16 protein-coding genes, 2 tRNA genes and 1 pseudogene are annotated in these 14,220 nt (G+C 62.4%); 6 read left to right on the forward strand and 13 right to left on the reverse strand.

The genetic code is table 11. The features are described from left to right. The 11 genes and pseudogenes from Q0J74_RS06895 to Q0J74_RS06945 form a co-directional block, all read right to left on the reverse strand. Positions 1-434 (reverse strand): annotated as a pseudogene (locus tag Q0J74_RS06895) (PAS domain-containing sensor histidine kinase); the annotation flags it as partial. Positions 435-449: 15 nt separating this feature from the next. After that, positions 450-1,115 (reverse strand): response regulator transcription factor, encoded by a 666-nt coding sequence (locus Q0J74_RS06900; protein ID WP_297212606.1) that lies wholly within the window; start codon positions 1,113-1,115, stop codon positions 450-452. 12 nt (positions 1,116-1,127) lie between these two features. Then, positions 1,128-1,772, reverse strand: coding sequence for a phosphate signaling complex protein PhoU (phoU, locus tag Q0J74_RS06905; RefSeq protein ID WP_297212609.1), 645 nt, complete (start codon positions 1,770-1,772; stop codon positions 1,128-1,130). Positions 1,773-1,781: 9 nt separating this feature from the next. Then, positions 1,782-2,543 (reverse strand): phosphate ABC transporter ATP-binding protein PstB, encoded by a 762-nt coding sequence (pstB, locus tag Q0J74_RS06910; RefSeq protein ID WP_297212611.1) that lies wholly within the window; start codon positions 2,541-2,543, stop codon positions 1,782-1,784. A gap of 12 nt (positions 2,544-2,555) precedes the next feature. Continuing rightward, positions 2,556-3,416 carry a phosphate ABC transporter permease PstA gene (pstA, locus tag Q0J74_RS06915; RefSeq protein WP_297212645.1) on the reverse strand — a complete coding sequence of 287 codons (861 nt, stop codon included), beginning with the start codon at positions 3,414-3,416 and terminating at the stop codon, positions 2,556-2,558. A gap of 15 nt (positions 3,417-3,431) precedes the next feature. Beyond that, positions 3,432-4,298: a phosphate ABC transporter permease subunit PstC gene (gene pstC / locus Q0J74_RS06920; protein WP_297212614.1), complete on the reverse strand. Its 867-nt coding sequence runs from the start codon at positions 4,296-4,298 to the stop codon at positions 3,432-3,434. A gap of 101 nt (positions 4,299-4,399) precedes the next feature. Continuing rightward, entirely contained in the window at positions 4,400-5,290 is an 891-nt protein-coding gene (locus Q0J74_RS06925) for a phosphate ABC transporter substrate-binding protein (RefSeq protein WP_297212617.1), read from the reverse strand. Between the two features lie 216 nt (positions 5,291-5,506). Continuing rightward, positions 5,507-6,163 (reverse strand): HAD family hydrolase, encoded by a 657-nt coding sequence (locus tag Q0J74_RS06930; protein ID WP_297212620.1) that lies wholly within the window; start codon positions 6,161-6,163, stop codon positions 5,507-5,509. A 17-nt stretch (positions 6,164-6,180) separates the two neighbouring features. Further along, positions 6,181-7,551 (reverse strand): RNA polymerase factor sigma-54, encoded by a 1,371-nt coding sequence (gene rpoN, locus Q0J74_RS06935; RefSeq protein ID WP_297212623.1) that lies wholly within the window; start codon positions 7,549-7,551, stop codon positions 6,181-6,183. Positions 7,552-7,668: 117 nt separating this feature from the next. Then, a complete protein-coding gene (locus Q0J74_RS06940; protein WP_363315565.1) occupies positions 7,669-7,956 on the reverse strand; it encodes a sigma-70 family RNA polymerase sigma factor in 288 nt (95 codons plus the stop codon). Between the two features lie 10 nt (positions 7,957-7,966). After that, the gene (locus tag Q0J74_RS06945; protein ID WP_297212626.1) at positions 7,967-8,200 is read right to left on the reverse strand and encodes a hypothetical protein; all 234 of its coding nucleotides are present in this window, start codon (positions 8,198-8,200) and stop codon (positions 7,967-7,969) included. A 258-nt stretch (positions 8,201-8,458) separates the two neighbouring features. Here Q0J74_RS06945 and Q0J74_RS06950 point away from each other — a divergent pair. The 5 genes from Q0J74_RS06950 (at position 8,459) to Q0J74_RS06970 (ending at position 10,411) form a co-directional block, all read left to right on the forward strand. Continuing rightward, a tRNA-Thr gene (locus Q0J74_RS06950) sits at positions 8,459-8,534 on the forward strand. A gap of 138 nt (positions 8,535-8,672) precedes the next feature. Beyond that, positions 8,673-8,757, forward strand: a tRNA-Tyr gene (locus Q0J74_RS06955). Between the two features lie 314 nt (positions 8,758-9,071). Further along, positions 9,072-9,698: a LexA family protein gene (locus Q0J74_RS06960; protein WP_297212628.1), complete on the forward strand. Its 627-nt coding sequence runs from the start codon at positions 9,072-9,074 to the stop codon at positions 9,696-9,698. Positions 9,699-9,714: 16 nt separating this feature from the next. Beyond that, on the forward strand, positions 9,715-10,065 hold the full coding sequence (locus Q0J74_RS06965) for a DUF6483 family protein (RefSeq protein WP_297212630.1): 351 nt from the start codon (positions 9,715-9,717) through the stop codon (positions 10,063-10,065). 13 nt (positions 10,066-10,078) lie between these two features. Continuing rightward, positions 10,079-10,411, forward strand: coding sequence for a cupin domain-containing protein (locus tag Q0J74_RS06970; RefSeq protein ID WP_297212633.1), 333 nt, complete (start codon positions 10,079-10,081; stop codon positions 10,409-10,411). 94 nt (positions 10,412-10,505) lie between these two features. Here the strand turns inward: Q0J74_RS06970 and Q0J74_RS06975 are convergent, their stop codons facing one another. Then, complete coding sequence (locus Q0J74_RS06975; protein ID WP_297212636.1) at positions 10,506-10,883, reverse strand: metallopeptidase family protein; 378 nt, start codon at positions 10,881-10,883, stop codon at positions 10,506-10,508. Further along, positions 10,880-13,048 carry a Tex family protein gene (locus Q0J74_RS06980; RefSeq protein WP_297212639.1) on the reverse strand — a complete coding sequence of 723 codons (2,169 nt, stop codon included), beginning with the start codon at positions 13,046-13,048 and terminating at the stop codon, positions 10,880-10,882. Before Q0J74_RS06980 ends, Q0J74_RS06975 begins: the two co-directional genes overlap by 4 nt. 122 nt (positions 13,049-13,170) lie before the next feature. On the opposite strand from Q0J74_RS06980, the gene Q0J74_RS06985 reads away from it, so the two are divergent. After that, positions 13,171-14,127 carry a hypothetical protein gene (locus tag Q0J74_RS06985; RefSeq protein WP_297212642.1) on the forward strand — a complete coding sequence of 319 codons (957 nt, stop codon included), beginning with the start codon at positions 13,171-13,173 and terminating at the stop codon, positions 14,125-14,127. Positions 14,128-14,220 lie beyond the last annotated feature (93 nt).

The following is a 14,220-nucleotide window of genomic DNA, read 5'->3' on the forward strand; positions in this document are numbered from 1 at the left end:
ATGGAGGACAGGGGCATGGAGGCCCGGCCGATCATGCCGTCGGCAAACCGCTTGGCCACATACAGCATGGAGGTACCCATAGTGTCCGAGTGGCGCACCGCCTCTCCCCAGCCGGTGGCGGAGGCCGCCTCCACCTCCGGGCGGTCGTTGTGGTCCTCCAGCTCCTCCGGGTTGGCCCCGGTGTCAGCCAGAACGGTGCCGTCGGTGTCGATGATGGTCAGGCGCTTGCCCGGCGCTGCCTGACTGAACTGCGCCGCCAGGCCCTGGGGGTCGGTGTCGGCACTCTGGGCGTCCATCAGCACCAGCAGCTCCTGCAGGGTATCCCGGGCGGCATCCATCTCCCGGCCTCGGAACATCAGCACTCCCACCAGATTGGATAAGAGCAGGGCGCACACCACGGTGAGCAGGGTGGCGCCAATAATCCGTTTCTTCATTTGGTTTCCCCTCTGCTAAGAGATTTTATATCCCACGCCCCGGACGGTGGTGATGATGTCCTCCCCCAGCTTCTGGCGCAGGGCCTTCACATGCATGTCCACGGTGCGGGTCTCCCCGGTGTAGTCATAGTCCCACACCGCCTGGAGGATCTCATCTCGGGTGAGGGCCACCCCACGGCGGGTACACAGCAGACGCAGCAGCTCAAACTCCTTGAAGGTGAGCTCCACCAGCTTCCCACCTTTGCGGACCTCCCGGGCGGCGGGGTCAATCTCCAGATCGCCGCAGGTAAGTATCCGGTCCCCCCGGCGCTGGGTGCGCCGGAGCACCGCCTTCACCCGGGCCTGGAGTTCCATGATCCCGAAGGGCTTTACCACATAGTCGTCCGCGCCGGTTTCCAGCCCGGAGACCCGGTCCATCTCGGCGGAGCGGGCGGTGAGCATAATGACGGGTACCTCGCAGCTCTCCCGCCCCTCCCGGAGGCGGCGGAGAATCTCCAGTCCGTCCATACCGGGGAGCATGATGTCCAGAATATAGAGCAGAGGCAGCGGCTGCCCCTCGTCCGCGAACAGCGCCTCTCCCGACTCATAGGCCCGGACGGAGTAGCCCACCGACTGAAAGTAGTAGCGGAGCATCTCCCGGATGCTCTCGTCGTCCTCCACCACCGCGATGAACTTGGACATGGTATCACTTCCTTACCCCAGGATTTCGCCGGTGACACAGAAAATAGCCCACTGGGCAATGTTCACCCCGTGGTCCGCGATGCGCTCCAGGTACTTGGCGATGATAATCAGATCAATGGCCTGATCGGCCTCCTGCCGGTTTTCCACAATCAGTTCCACCAGCTCGGCCTTGATGGTGCGGAAGAGCGCGTCAATCTCGTCGTCCAGGGCGATCACCGCCTGGGCGGCCTCGGTATCCCGGTTGACATAGGAGAATATGGCCCGCTTCACCATCACCCCTGCCTTCTGGCTCATAGTGCGGATGTGGGCCAGGGCGGAGGTCTGCTTCTGTCCGGTGAGCAGCAGGGAGATCTCCGCGATGTTGGCACACTGGTCCCCGATGCGCTGCAAGTCGGTGACCATCTTCAGGGCGGCGGAGATGGTGCGCAGGTCCCGGGCCACCGGCTGCTGCTGCAGGAGCAGCCGCAGGCAGCGGTTTTCAATGTCCCGCTCCATCTCGTCCATGTGGCGGGTCATTTCCATGGCATTTTTGGCGGCGGCGTCGTCGGCGGAGGAGAGAGATTCGGTGACCACGTCGATGGCGTCCTCCGCGGCGGCGGCCATGTCGATCATTTCATAGTTGAGCTCCTGGAGCTCGGCGTCAAAGGTCTTTCTCATGGCTCCTCCTTATCCGAACCTGCCTGTAATATAGTCCTCGGTGCGCTTGTCCCTGGGCATGGAGAACAGCTGGGTGGTGTCCCCGAATTCGATAAGCTGACCCAGCAGGAAGAAGGCGCACTTGTCGGACACCCGGGTGGCCTGCTGCATGTTGTGGGTGACGATGATGATGGTGTAGTCCCGCTTCAAATCGGAAATCAAATCCTCAATCTTGGAGGTGGAGATGGGGTCCAGGGCGGAGGTGGCCTCGTCCATCAGCAGGATGTCCGGCTCCACCGCCAGCGCCCGGGCAATGCACAGCCGCTGCTGCTGCCCGCCGGACAGGCCCAGGGCGGATTTTTTCAGCCGGTCCTTCACCTCGTCCCAGATGGCGGCGCTCTGGAGGGACTTTTCCACAATGTCGTCCAGGCGGCTCTTGTTGCGGATGCCGTGGGTGCGGGGACCGTAGGCGATGTTGTCGTAGATGGACATGGGGAAGGGATTGGGCTTCTGGAATACCATACCGATCTGCTTGCGCAGCCAGGTCACATCCACCTTGGAATCGTAAATTTCCATGCCCCGGTACTGCACCGAGCCGGTAATCTTTACCCCGGGTACCAGATCATTCATCCGGTCCAGGGTTTTGAGAAAGGTGGACTTGCCGCAGCCGGAGGGACCGATGAGAGCGGTCACCTGCTTTTCCGGAATGTCCACGCTGACGTTTTTCAAGGCCTGGGTGGGGCCGTACCAGAGGTCGAGCCCCCTGGCGGATAAAATAGTAGCTTCGTCCATCATGGGGTCTCCTTACGTTTTCTTTAATTTCCGGCCCACCAGCTTGGCGCTGAGATTGATGACCAGGGTGAGGAGCATCAAAATGGCGGCAATGGCAAAGGCCACGTCAAACTCCGCCCGCTCCCGGGCGTACACATACAGGGCCACGGTGAGGGAGGCGCCGGAGGAGTGAATGAAATTGCCCACGGAGGCAAAGTAGTTGTTCAGGCTCATGCCCATACCGGCGGTAAAGAGCAGGGCGGCGGATTCCCCCACAATGCGGCCCACCGACAGGATGCAGCCGGTAACGATACCGTCCACCGAGGAGGGGAGCACCACCGTGCGGATCATGTGCCACTTGCCCGCCCCAAGACCCAGGGCCGCCTCCCGGTAGGACTGGGGTACGGTTTTCAGAGATTCCTGAGTGGTGCGGATGATGGTAGGAATGGTGACAATCACCAGAGTGAGGGAGCCGGCCAGCAGGGAGGCCTGGAGCCCCAGCCGCTGGCAGAAAAAGAGCATGCCCACCAGGCCGAAGATGATGGAGGGGATGCCGGTGAGAGTCTCGGTGGCAAACTCGATGACCGCCACAAACCGGCGGTTGGAGGCGTACTCCGTCAAATAGATGGCGGCCCCAACCCCCAGGGGCAGGATAAAGATGAGGGTTACCACCACCAGGTAGACGGTGTTGAGAATGTTGGGCAGGATGCCGATGGTGCCGCGGATGAAGCTGGACTCGCTGCTGATGAAGCTCCAGGTCACGTGGGGCAGGCCCTTGACAAAGATATAGCCGATGAAAAGCACCAGCAGGGTGCAGGTCAGTGCCGCGCAGAAGTAGAGCAGGAACCGGAGCACCCGGTCATAGGCCTTTCGCCTGCCCGAGAGCGGCTGCATGTCTCTCACAGTATATCACCCCTTCTTCCGTTTGAGAAGCGTGTTGAGGATTACGTTGATGAGCATGATAAAGAGGAAGAGCACCAGGGCGATGGAGTACAGGGCCTGACGCTGGAGGCCGGAGGCGTAGGCCATTTCGCTGGCCACGGCGGTGGTGAGAAAGCGCACCGACTGGAACAGCCCCGGCATGTTGGCCACGTTGCCTGCCACCATGATGATGGCCATGGCCTCCCCGATGGCCCGGCCGATGCCCAGCACGATGGAGGCGGCGATGCCGCTGGAGGCCGCCGGAACGGACACCCGGAAGACCGTCTCAATGTGGGTGGCGCCCAGGGCCAGGGAAGCCTCCTCATACTCCCGGGGTACCGCCTTCAGGGCGGTCTCTGACACCGAGATGATGGAGGGCAGGATCATCACCGCCAGCACCAAAATGGCGCAGAACAGGCTGGCTCCGTCGGGCAGATGGAAGAGCTCCCGCACGGTGGGGACCAGCACCATCATGCCAATCAGGCCGTACACCACCGAGGGAATTCCGGCCAGCAGATCCACCGCCGGGCGCACCAGGCCGGCCAGCCGGGGAGAGGCGATTTTGGCCAGAAACACCGCCGTCAGAAAGCCCACCGGTACCCCCAGAAGGATGGCCCCGGCAGTGCCGTAGACGGAGGTGAGGATGAAGGGGAGAATTCCGAACTTGGGCTCGGCAGCGGTGGAGGCCCACTCCCTGCCGAAGAGAAAGTCCGCCAGGCCGATTTCCCGAATGGCCGGCAGACCGGAGAGAATCAGGTAAATGCTGATGAACAGCACGAACACGATGGCGACAAGCCCGCACAGGAGAAACAGGACGTTCATAATGACTTCCAGCGGGCGGAGCTTTTGTTTCATGTCGGATTACCGGCCTTTCGTAGAATGGGGCGGATCGGGCTGCTTATGCCGAGTACCCCCTCGGTGCCGAGGGGGTACTTCTGCAAAGAGAGAAGGTGTGCTTACTTTGCCACCGGTACGGCGCCGGCGTCGGCAATCAGAGCGGAAGCGTCGGTGGAGGTGGCCCACTGGATGAAGGCGTCGGCGGCGGCGGAGAGGGCGGCGCTGTCGCTGACGATGAAGTTGAAGTTGCGCTGGATGGCATAGCTGCCGTCCAGGACAGCCTCCTCAGAGGGGGCCACGCCGCCCACGGTGAGGGCCTTCACGGTGTCGTCCACGGCGGACAGGGACACATAGCCGATGGCGTTGGGGTTGGAGGCCACGTTGGCCACCACCTCGCCGGTGGAGGTCAGCTCGTTCTGGTACTTGCAGGCGTCCTCGGTGCCGGTGATGGATTCAAAGCCGTCTCGTGTGCCGGAGCCGGCCTCGCGGCCGATGAACACCACCTGGCCGTCGCTGCCGCCAACCTCGGACCAGTTGCCAATCTCGCCAGTGGCCAGAGCCGCAATCTGCTCCAGGCTCAGGTCGGCCACGGGGTTCTGGGGATTGACCACGATGGCGATGCCGTCCTTGGCTACGGTAATCTGCTTCACGCCGGTCTCCTCGTCCTTCAGGTCCCGGGAGGCCAGGCCGATGTCGCAGGTCCCCTCCTGGGCGCCGGTGATGCCGGCACCGGAGCCGGAGCCAGTGTAGTTTACGGTGACACCGGGCTGGAGTTCCTTGTAAGCCTCAATCAGGTAGCCCATCACGCTCTCCATGGAGGTGGAGCCGTTGGTGTTGACGGTGCCGGTCAGCTGGATGTTGTCACCGGCGGGAGCCTGGGACTGCCCGGCCACGGGGCTGTTGGAGCCGGCGGCGGGGGACTGGGCGGTGTCGCCGGTGCCGCCGCAGCCGGCCAGCAGGCCCACGCACAGGGCGGCGGAGAGCATCAGCGCAAGACTTCTCTTTTTCATGTCATTCAATCTCCAATCATGCATTCAATTCTTTCTTTCCGGGAACGCTTTTCAGTATATCCGGGCATTGTAAAGTTGTCCCGCAAGCCTTTGTAAAGTCTGTGTAAAGCCCCTTTTGACTAAGATTGCCCCACTTTACAGGATCCATACTCTGCGGAGAAAAAATACCGCGGCGGGGAAGCGTTCCTTCCCCGCCGCGGCGGTTGTCTGATTCTGTTAAAGGGCCAGCCAGCGCTCCAGCTCTCCCAGATCGGGGGCGATATGTGCGCAGGGGAACCCGGCGGCCAGAAAATCCTCCCGCCCGGTGGTGCCGTTGAGCACCGCACAGAAAGCGGCGCCCGCCCGCTGTGCAGCCTCGGCATCGATGACCGTGTCCCCGCAATAGAGCACCTGCTCCGGCCTCAGCCCCAGGGCGGCAATGGCGGCCAGCAGCCCCTCCGGATCGGGTTTGGGGCGGCTCACCTGATCGCCGCCGGTGACCGAGGCGAAGAGGGAAAGCACCCCCCTGGCCTCCAGAATGGCCCGCAGGGTATCCCCGCGCTTGGTGCTCACCACTCCCGCGGGAACGCCCGCCCGGTGGAGGGCGGACAGCAGTTCCCCGGCGCCGGGAAACATCCGGACGGTCTCCACCTGCATGGGACCGGCTTTTTCCGTGTAGAGCGCCCGGAACCTGGCCCGGTTTTGAGGATCGGGGTCCCCGGAGAGGAAGGTGTACTCATCCTCCAGGGGCATTCCGATGGTGCGGCGCACCGCCTCCCGCTCCGGCTGGGGCAGGCCCATTTGGGCGAAGGCGTACTGAAAGCCGGCCACAATGGCCTGTGTGCCGTCCCCCAGGGTGTAGTCAAAATCAAAAAAGACCGCTTGATACCGCATCGTGCCTCTTCTCACTCTCATTCATACTGTTTCCGTCCGGTAGTGCTGGGGATGTGCAGCTCGTCCCGGTACTTGGCCACGGTGCGCCGGGAGAGTACGCAGCCCTGCTGGGCCATGAGCTGGCACAGCTTCTGGTCGGACAGAGGCTTTTTCTTGTCCTCCCCGGCGATGAGCTTTTTCAGCAGGGCCTTGGCCGCGTCGGGAGAGGCGGCATCCTCTCCGGCGGAGACGGGACCCAGACTGCGGGTGAAGAAATAGCTCAGGGGGTAGACCCCCATGGAGCACTGGATGTACTTGTCCTTGGTGGCCCGGCTGACGGTGGACTCGTGGACCCCGATGCGCTCGGCTACGTCGGCCAGAGACAGGGGAACCAGATGGCCCGGCCCCTTTCGGAAAAAGGTCTCCTGAAGCTCCAGAATGCACTCGGCACAGGCCATCAGGGTGGAGCGGCGCTGCTCAATGGCCTTGACCATCCATTTGGCCTGCCGCACCTTCCCGGTGAGGTACTCCTTGACTCCCTCATCCTCGCTCTCCTTCATCAGCCGGGTGTAGTAGCCGCTGATGTTCAGGGTGGGAAAGTAGTAGTCGTTGGTGAGCAGCTCAAAGTGGTCGGGAAAGCTGACCACGATGATGTCCGGGTTGATGTAGGTCAGGTTTTCCCGGGCGGCAAAGCCGGTACCCGGCCGGGGATTGAGCTTGCGGATCTGGTCGCAGGAGGCCCGTACCTCCTCCTGGGACACCTTCAGCTCCCGGGCGATAAGTCCGTACCGGCTTTTGGACAGGGCGTCCAGATAGTCCTGGGCAATGCGCACCGCCAGCTCGTCCACCGGCGTGCGGCGCACCAGCTGGAGCCGTAAGCACTCGGACAGGTCCCGAGCGCCCACCCCGGCGGGTTCCAGAGACTGCACCGCCTCCAGCGCCCGCTCCATAACCTCCGGCGAACAGCCGCAGTCGGCGGCCAGAACCTCCAGCGGCTCGTCCAGCCAGCCGTTCTGATTCAAGCTCTCCACCAAAAAGATGCCGGCCTCCATGACTGGCGGCTCCAAATCCAGCACCTTCAGCTGGGAGAGCACATAGTAGTAGAGATTTTCATCATCGTCCTGCACGGTTCCGTAGTTGTTCAGCGGGTCGTTCTCTTCCTCCGAGTCCTGCTGGTGGTAGTACCGGTTCTGGGGGTCGGTGGATTCCAGCCACTCCAGCTTCCGGCGGAGGATGGAAAATTCATCCTGCTTGTTGTAGTTCTGCTCCGGCTCCAGCACCGGGTTCTCCTGCACGGCCTCCTCGATGTATTCCAGAAGCTCCTGAGAACCCATCTGCAAAATCTCCATGGACTGCATCATCTGGGGGGACAGCGTCTGCGTCTGCTTCTGAGATAAATTGAGTTCCAATGCTTTGGCCTCCCTCTGCGAAAAACGTCACATTTCGTCCGGGAGACAGTATATCACGGAAGCGGGGCCAATTTCAACTGCGGGGGCTGAGCACGGATGTAGAAAATGAAAGGATGCTCAGCCGCTGGGCGTCAGAAAGGCCTCCGCCCCATAGCGCAGACAGCGACGCAGCCGGGCCTCGCCCCGTTTGATGGTGCGGGAGACGGTGGACTTGTCCACCCCAAGCCGCTCTCCAATCTGACGCATGTTGAGCCGCTCTCCATAGTAGAGCAGCAAAAACTGCCGCTGCCGGGGGGTGACATCCTCCTGCAAGGCCCGTACCAGATTGTGCTTGATCCGGGCCATCTGCTGGGAATTGTCCTCCGCCATGGCCCGGGCGTACACCGCCATATCCGCGGCGTACATGCGCCCTCTCCTATATCGTGTATTTGACATTGCGCCGGTACCCCCTCTCATAATACCGCTCACACAGTACGGCCAGTTCCCTGGCCTCCCGCCACATGGTCCGCAGCAGCTTGATGCGGCTGTCCAACTGGATGCGCTTGCTTTCATCCCACTCCGTCCGCTGCTGGTGCTCCAGCAGCAGAACCCGCTCCCGCAGGACGTCGGCGCTGAAGCGGTACTCTGCCGACAGCTCCAATAAGGTCATTCTTTTCCTCCCCTTCCTCCTGCCGGAGGACCTCCAGACAGGGGGTACACATCTCCCGCTCCTGCCCGTACAGCTCCCCCCGGCACCGGCGGCACCAGCCTGCCGGCGGGACCCGCTGCATATCCCGCAGCGGGTCCGTCCAAACCCGTACCCGGATTGCCTGTCCCCCCTCAAAAAAACATGAAAAAAGCCAATACTTTCCCTTGACAAAATACCTCCTATCTGATAAAATAGCCTTCGCTGTGGACGAGCTGATATGCTGGTGTAGCTCAGTTGGTAGAGCAGCTGATTTGTAATCAGCAGGTCGGGGGTTCGAGTCCGTCCACCAGCTCCATCGTCGGCGCAAGCTCCGGATCGCTCGCTTCCGCGCAGGCGCGAAAGCTCGTTCCCTCCGCTGCGCCTCCTCTCCAAATTGAACCCGCTGCGCTGGGCTTCAATTTGGGATAAGGGAGAACGGCTGACAAGTTCATATGGAGGAGTTCCCGAGTGGCCAAAGGGGGCAGACTGTAAATCTGTTGCGATTCGCTTCGGTGGTTCGAATCCACCCTCCTCCACCAAAAATGTCTCGCCGGTAGGCGGGGCATTTTTATTTGTGTGGATTCGAAAGGCGCCTTTCAACCGCCGTGGCTTTTCCGGAGAAAAGCGAATCCACCCTCCTCCGCCAAAAAGTCTCGCCGGTAGGCGGGGCATTTTTTGCACTGCCCTCTCCGAACGGTGCTGCCACAGGGCCTGTAATAGAACATAAGTTCTGGACTGCGGATATGATAACACCGAACGGAGATAAAAGTCAATGGGCAGGGAGAAAAATATATTGCGTTTGGTGATAAAACGTGATAGAATAGCCCCGAAAATGGGACAGGGGGGAATCCGGGTGAAGCAGGAGAGCAGCCTTGGCGCCCGCTTGCGCACGCTGATGGAGGAGCGGGGCCTGAGTTATGAGCAGCTGGGGGACCGGACGCACATGAATCCCCAGACCTTAAACCGCTATGTGCTGGGCCAGCGGGAGCCAAAGATCGGCACCGCCGCGGCCATGGCCCGGGCCTTGGGGGTGGACCCTCTGTGGCTTCAGGGGTTTGACGTACCACGGATTCCGGCGCCGGCAGCGGAGCCGGCGGCGGTTCCCGTCCTGGGTACCATCCGGGCGGGGGTGCCGCTGCTGGCCCAGCAGGATCTGGAGGGTTATGCGGCGGCCAATGTCCCCGACCCGGAGGAGTGCTTCTACCTGCGGGTGACGGGGAACAGTATGGTGAACGCCGGCATCCGGGAGGGGGACCTGGTGCTCATCCGCCGGCAGGAGAGTGCGGAAAACGGCCAGATTGTGGCCTGTCTGGTGGACGGGGAGGATGCCACTCTGAAGCGGTTCCGGATGCAGAAGGGTGTGGTGATTCTCCAGCCGGAGAATCCGGACTACGAACCCAAGATTATTCCCCTGTCGGAGTTTGAGCGCGGCGCCGCCCGGATCATCGGGGTGGCGGTCAGACTGGTGCGGAATTTGTGAGAGGGAGGCGGTCCGCATGGTAACGGAGGACTGGATGGTGCGCCAGGTGGAAGCGCTGGCCCGTTCCATCGCCATGTTGGTGTTCCACAAGGAGGAAACGGAATATGTCCCCTCGGGGGTGGCCCGGTGGGACGGACTTCACCGGACGCTGATGGACTGCCTGGCGGCAGGAGACGCCTGCGGCGGGGAGGATCTGCTCTTTGAGGCGGCGGAGGCCGGAGAGTTGGAGTGCCTGGAGGCCGGCGTGGACTTTTATGCCCGGCTCAACCGGTGGAGCGAACCCAGGCTGGAGGAGGCTTGTTTTGAACGGGAGGAAATTCAGGAGGGGCTCCGGGACCTGTCGGGGCGCTTTGGAATAAATTTATAAGGAGGAAGCAGCCATGAAGATTGATCTCAAACAGATGGAGGCGGAGCCGCTCTCCCAGTTCAAGGGCGGGGAGAAGATCACCTACGCCAAGCTGTTTACCGACAAGGGCGTGCGCGTCATGCACGGCCGGCTGGAGCCGGGGGCCTCCATCGGCCTGCACACCCATGAGGGGAGCAGCGAGGTGGTGTATGTGCTCTCCGGCACGGGAAAGGTGCTGTATGACGGCGGGGAGGAGCCGCTGAGTCCCGGGGACTGCCACTACTGCCCGGAGGGACACGCCCATTCCCTGATCAACAACAGCGCGGAGGACCTGATTTTCTTCGCTGTCATTCCACTGTACCAATAAAAAACAGACAAAAGGTCGGGGCCGGACGCTATGCGTCCGGCCCCGCAGGCTGTCGAAAAAGTAGCTTCCGCCACTTTTTCGAGTTGGTTGCAGTTCAGGATTCCTCCCGCTCCTGGCGGTAGGCCTCCAGCTCCAGTTCGTCCTTGATTTCCAGACCCCGCTCTCCCGCCAGGCCCTCCATATGGTGGGTGAACTCATGGGCCAGGGTGGTGTACAGCTCCTCCTCCCAGTCCTCCTCCGTCCAGTCCTCCTGCTGGGCCAGGGCGGCGAAGGAGCCGTAGTAGAGGTTGATATATTTCCCCATCATGTCGTTGCAGTACTCCCCCATGATGTAGAGGTCCTCGCCCTGGGGATCTTCCACCGCCTCCGGCAGCAGGGAGATACCGCCGTTGAGTTCCCGGTAAAATGCCTCCGGAAACTCCTCCGCCAGCTCGTCCAGCAGGTCGCCCACCTGGTCAAAGCTGAGTATCATGCGCCCACCTCCTCCGGCTTTTTCATGGTGAGGGAGATGCGCTTTTTCTTCTCATCCACCTCCAGCACCCAGACGGTGACAATGTCCCCCACGGCGCATACCTCGCTGGGGTGGCGCACCCGCCTTCGGGCGGCCAGCTGGGAGATGTGGACCAGTCCATCCTGATGCACCCCGATGTCCACAAACACCCCGAAGTCGATGACGTTGCGCACCGTACCGGTGAGCTCCATCCCGGGTTTCAGATCCTTCATCTCCAGCACATCGGTGCGGAGAATGGGGCGGGGCAGCTCATCCCGGGGGTCCCGGCCCGGCTTCATCAGCTCCCGTACCACGTCCCTCAGGGTGGGGAGACCCACGCCGCAGCGCTCCGCCGCCTGGGTCTCCCCCAGCTGCGCCACCCGCCGGTCCAGGTCGGATATGGCTCCCGCGGCCATGTCCGCCGGGGTACAGCCGCACAGCTTCAGCAGCTTTTGGGCGGCGTCATAGCTCTCCGGGTGGACCCCGGTGCGGTCCAGCAGGTTTTTACTCTCCGGTACCCGCAAAAAGCCGGCGCACTGCTCGAAAGCCTTGGGACCCAGCTTGGGAACCTTGAGAACCTCCTTCCGGGTGGCGAAGGCCCCGTTCTCCTCCCGGTATTTCACAATGTTTCTGGCGGTGGTGTGGTTCAGGCCCGCCACATAGGACAACAGAGGGGCGGAGGCGGTGTTCAGGTCCACGCCCACCGCATTGACGCAGTCTTCCACCACGCCCTCCAGGGTCTCGTCCAGCCTGGCCTGGGGCATGTCGTGCTGATACTGGCCCACTCCGATGCTCTTGGGGTCGATCTTCACCAGCTCCGCCAAGGGGTCCTGGAGCCGCCGAGCGATGGATACGGCGCTGCGCAGGTTGACATCGTAATCGGGAAACTCCTCGGCGGCCAGTTTGGAGGCGGAGTAGACGCTGGCGCCCGCCTCGTTGACGATCATATAGCTCACCCCGCCGCCCAGCTGACGGATCAGCTCCACGGTCATCTGCTCGGTCTCCCGGCTGGCGGTACCGTTGCCGATGGCGATATGGACCACGCCGTGCTTACGGATCAGACGGGAGAGCAGGTCAATAGCCTCCTGTTTTTTCCGCTCATTAAAGGTGGGGTACACCACCGCCGTATCCAGGACCTTGCCGGTGGGGTCCACCACCGCCACTTTGCACCCGTTGCGATAGCCCGGGTCCAGGCCCATGGTGACAAACCCCTTCACCGGGGGCTGCATCAGCAGCGGTTTCAGATTGAGACCGAAGTTCCGGATGGCCCCCTCGTTGGCCTGCTCGGTGAGGGTATTGCGGATCTCCCGCTCCAGAGAGGGCCTCAGCAGCCGGTCCCAGGCGTCGTCCGCCACGGAGCGGACAAAGTCCATAGCCGCCCGGCCGGGAACCACCGCCCGGCGTACGGCAATACGGGCGGTCTCGTCGTCCAGCTCCACGCCCACCTTCAAAATATCCTCCCGCTCTCCCCGGTTGATGGCCAGCACCTGGTGACCCATGGCCCGGCTCACCGGGGTGCGGAAGTCGTAGTACAGGCGGTAGACGCTGTCCGCCGCCTCCTTTTCCGCCGAGCGGGACACCAGCACCCCCCGGCGGAGGTACAGCTCCCGCAGGCTCTTGCGGATGGCGGCGTCGTCGGAGATCCACTCGGCAATGATGTCGCCCGCCCCCTGAAGGGCAGCCTCCGCCGTCTCCACCCCCTTGCCGGCATCCACATACTGCTCCGCCAGAGCCTGAACATCCACCGCCGGACCCGGGGTGAACAGGGCCTGAGCCAGAGGCTCCAGACCCTTCTCCTTTGCCATGGTGGCCCGGGTGCGCCGCTTGGGCTTGTAGGGCAGGTACAGGTCCTCCACCTCCGCCAGGGTGGCGGCGGCGTCAATGGCGGCGGAGAGCGCCTCGGTCAGCTTGCCCTGGCTGTCGATGGAGGCCTTCACCTCACTCCGCCGCTTGTCCAGGTTCCGCAGATATTGCAGCCGGTCTGCCAGGGTGCGCAGGGTGGTGTCGTCCATGCCGCCGTGGAGTTCCTTGCGGTAGCGGGCAATGAAGGGAATGGTGTTGCCCTCGTCAATGAGGGTAATTACATTTTCAAGATAGCGCTCCTTCTGGCCCAACTCCCTGGCCAGGATTTGTATCATGGTTTCCATTGGGGTGCTCCTTTGTCTTAAGGGTACCCCTATTTTACGCGATTTTAACAGGCAAGTCCAGCAAATCTCCTTGCACTTTTCTGACGCAGCCCGTAGAATAAAGGCAAAAGGAGGGGGATGAGATGGACCCCAGGCTGGAGAAAATCAACAGGACGTGGGTGGAACTCACCGAGCAGGCATCCCGGCTGAGCCGGGCCGCCGCCCAGCTTCAGGAGCTGGAACGGCAGCACGCCGAGCGGCAGCGGCGGGTGGAGGAGACCGCTGCCCGCTACCGCAAGGAGCAGGACGACGTGGACAAGCTGGAGCAGGGGGGCCTGCGGGCCTTTTTCATCGGGCTTGCCGGGGACAAGGAGGAGCGGCTCACCAAAGAGCGGCGGGAGGCCCTGGCCGCCAAGTGCCAGTATGACCAGGCCCTGTCCGATTTGGAATATCTGGACGGAAAAATACGGGAGCTGCGGGGCCGGCAGGAGGAGCTGAAGCAGATCCAGCAGCGGCTGGAGGCCCTGAGCCAGGCCAAGGCCAAGCTGCTCAAGGAGCTGGGCGGCGAAACCGGGGAACAGCTTATGGAGATGGACCGGCGGCAGGCGGAGCTGGAGCATCAGCACCGGGAGGTACGGGAGGCACTTTCCGCCGGGAAGCGGGCGGAGACCTGCCTCAGCCGAGTGCTGGACAGCCTGGACAGCGCCGAGGGCTGGGGGGTCTGGGACATGGTGGGGGGAGGCCTGATCTCCACCGCCATCAAGCACGGCCACCTGGACGACGCCCAGGATGGCCTGCGGCAGGTCCAGCGGGCCTTGTCCGACTTCCGCACCGAGCTGACCGACGTGGGGGATATTCAGGTGCCAGACATCTCCATGGGCTCCTTTGCCACCTTTGCCGACTATTTCTTTGACGGCATTTTCGTGGACTGGTATGTGCAGTCCAATATCCACGACGCCCAAAACGGGGTGTCTGAGGTACATACGAAGGTGCTCGCCGTCCTGCGCACCCTGGAGCGGGCGGAAGACAGCCTGAATTTGGAGCTGGAGGGCCTGAAGGCCCGCCGCGCCCGCCTGCTGGAGGACGCCTCCGGTCTATAAGCGGAAAAACGCAGGAAGGCGGGGTCCCAAACGGGACCCCGCCTTCCTTTACAGAGAAAAAGAGGGGAAAAGAGAGGAAAACAAAGTTATTTG

This window comes from uncultured Flavonifractor sp. (genome assembly GCF_944387675.1).
In the GTDB taxonomy this organism is placed as follows: Bacteria; Bacillota; Clostridia; order Oscillospirales; family Oscillospiraceae; genus Flavonifractor.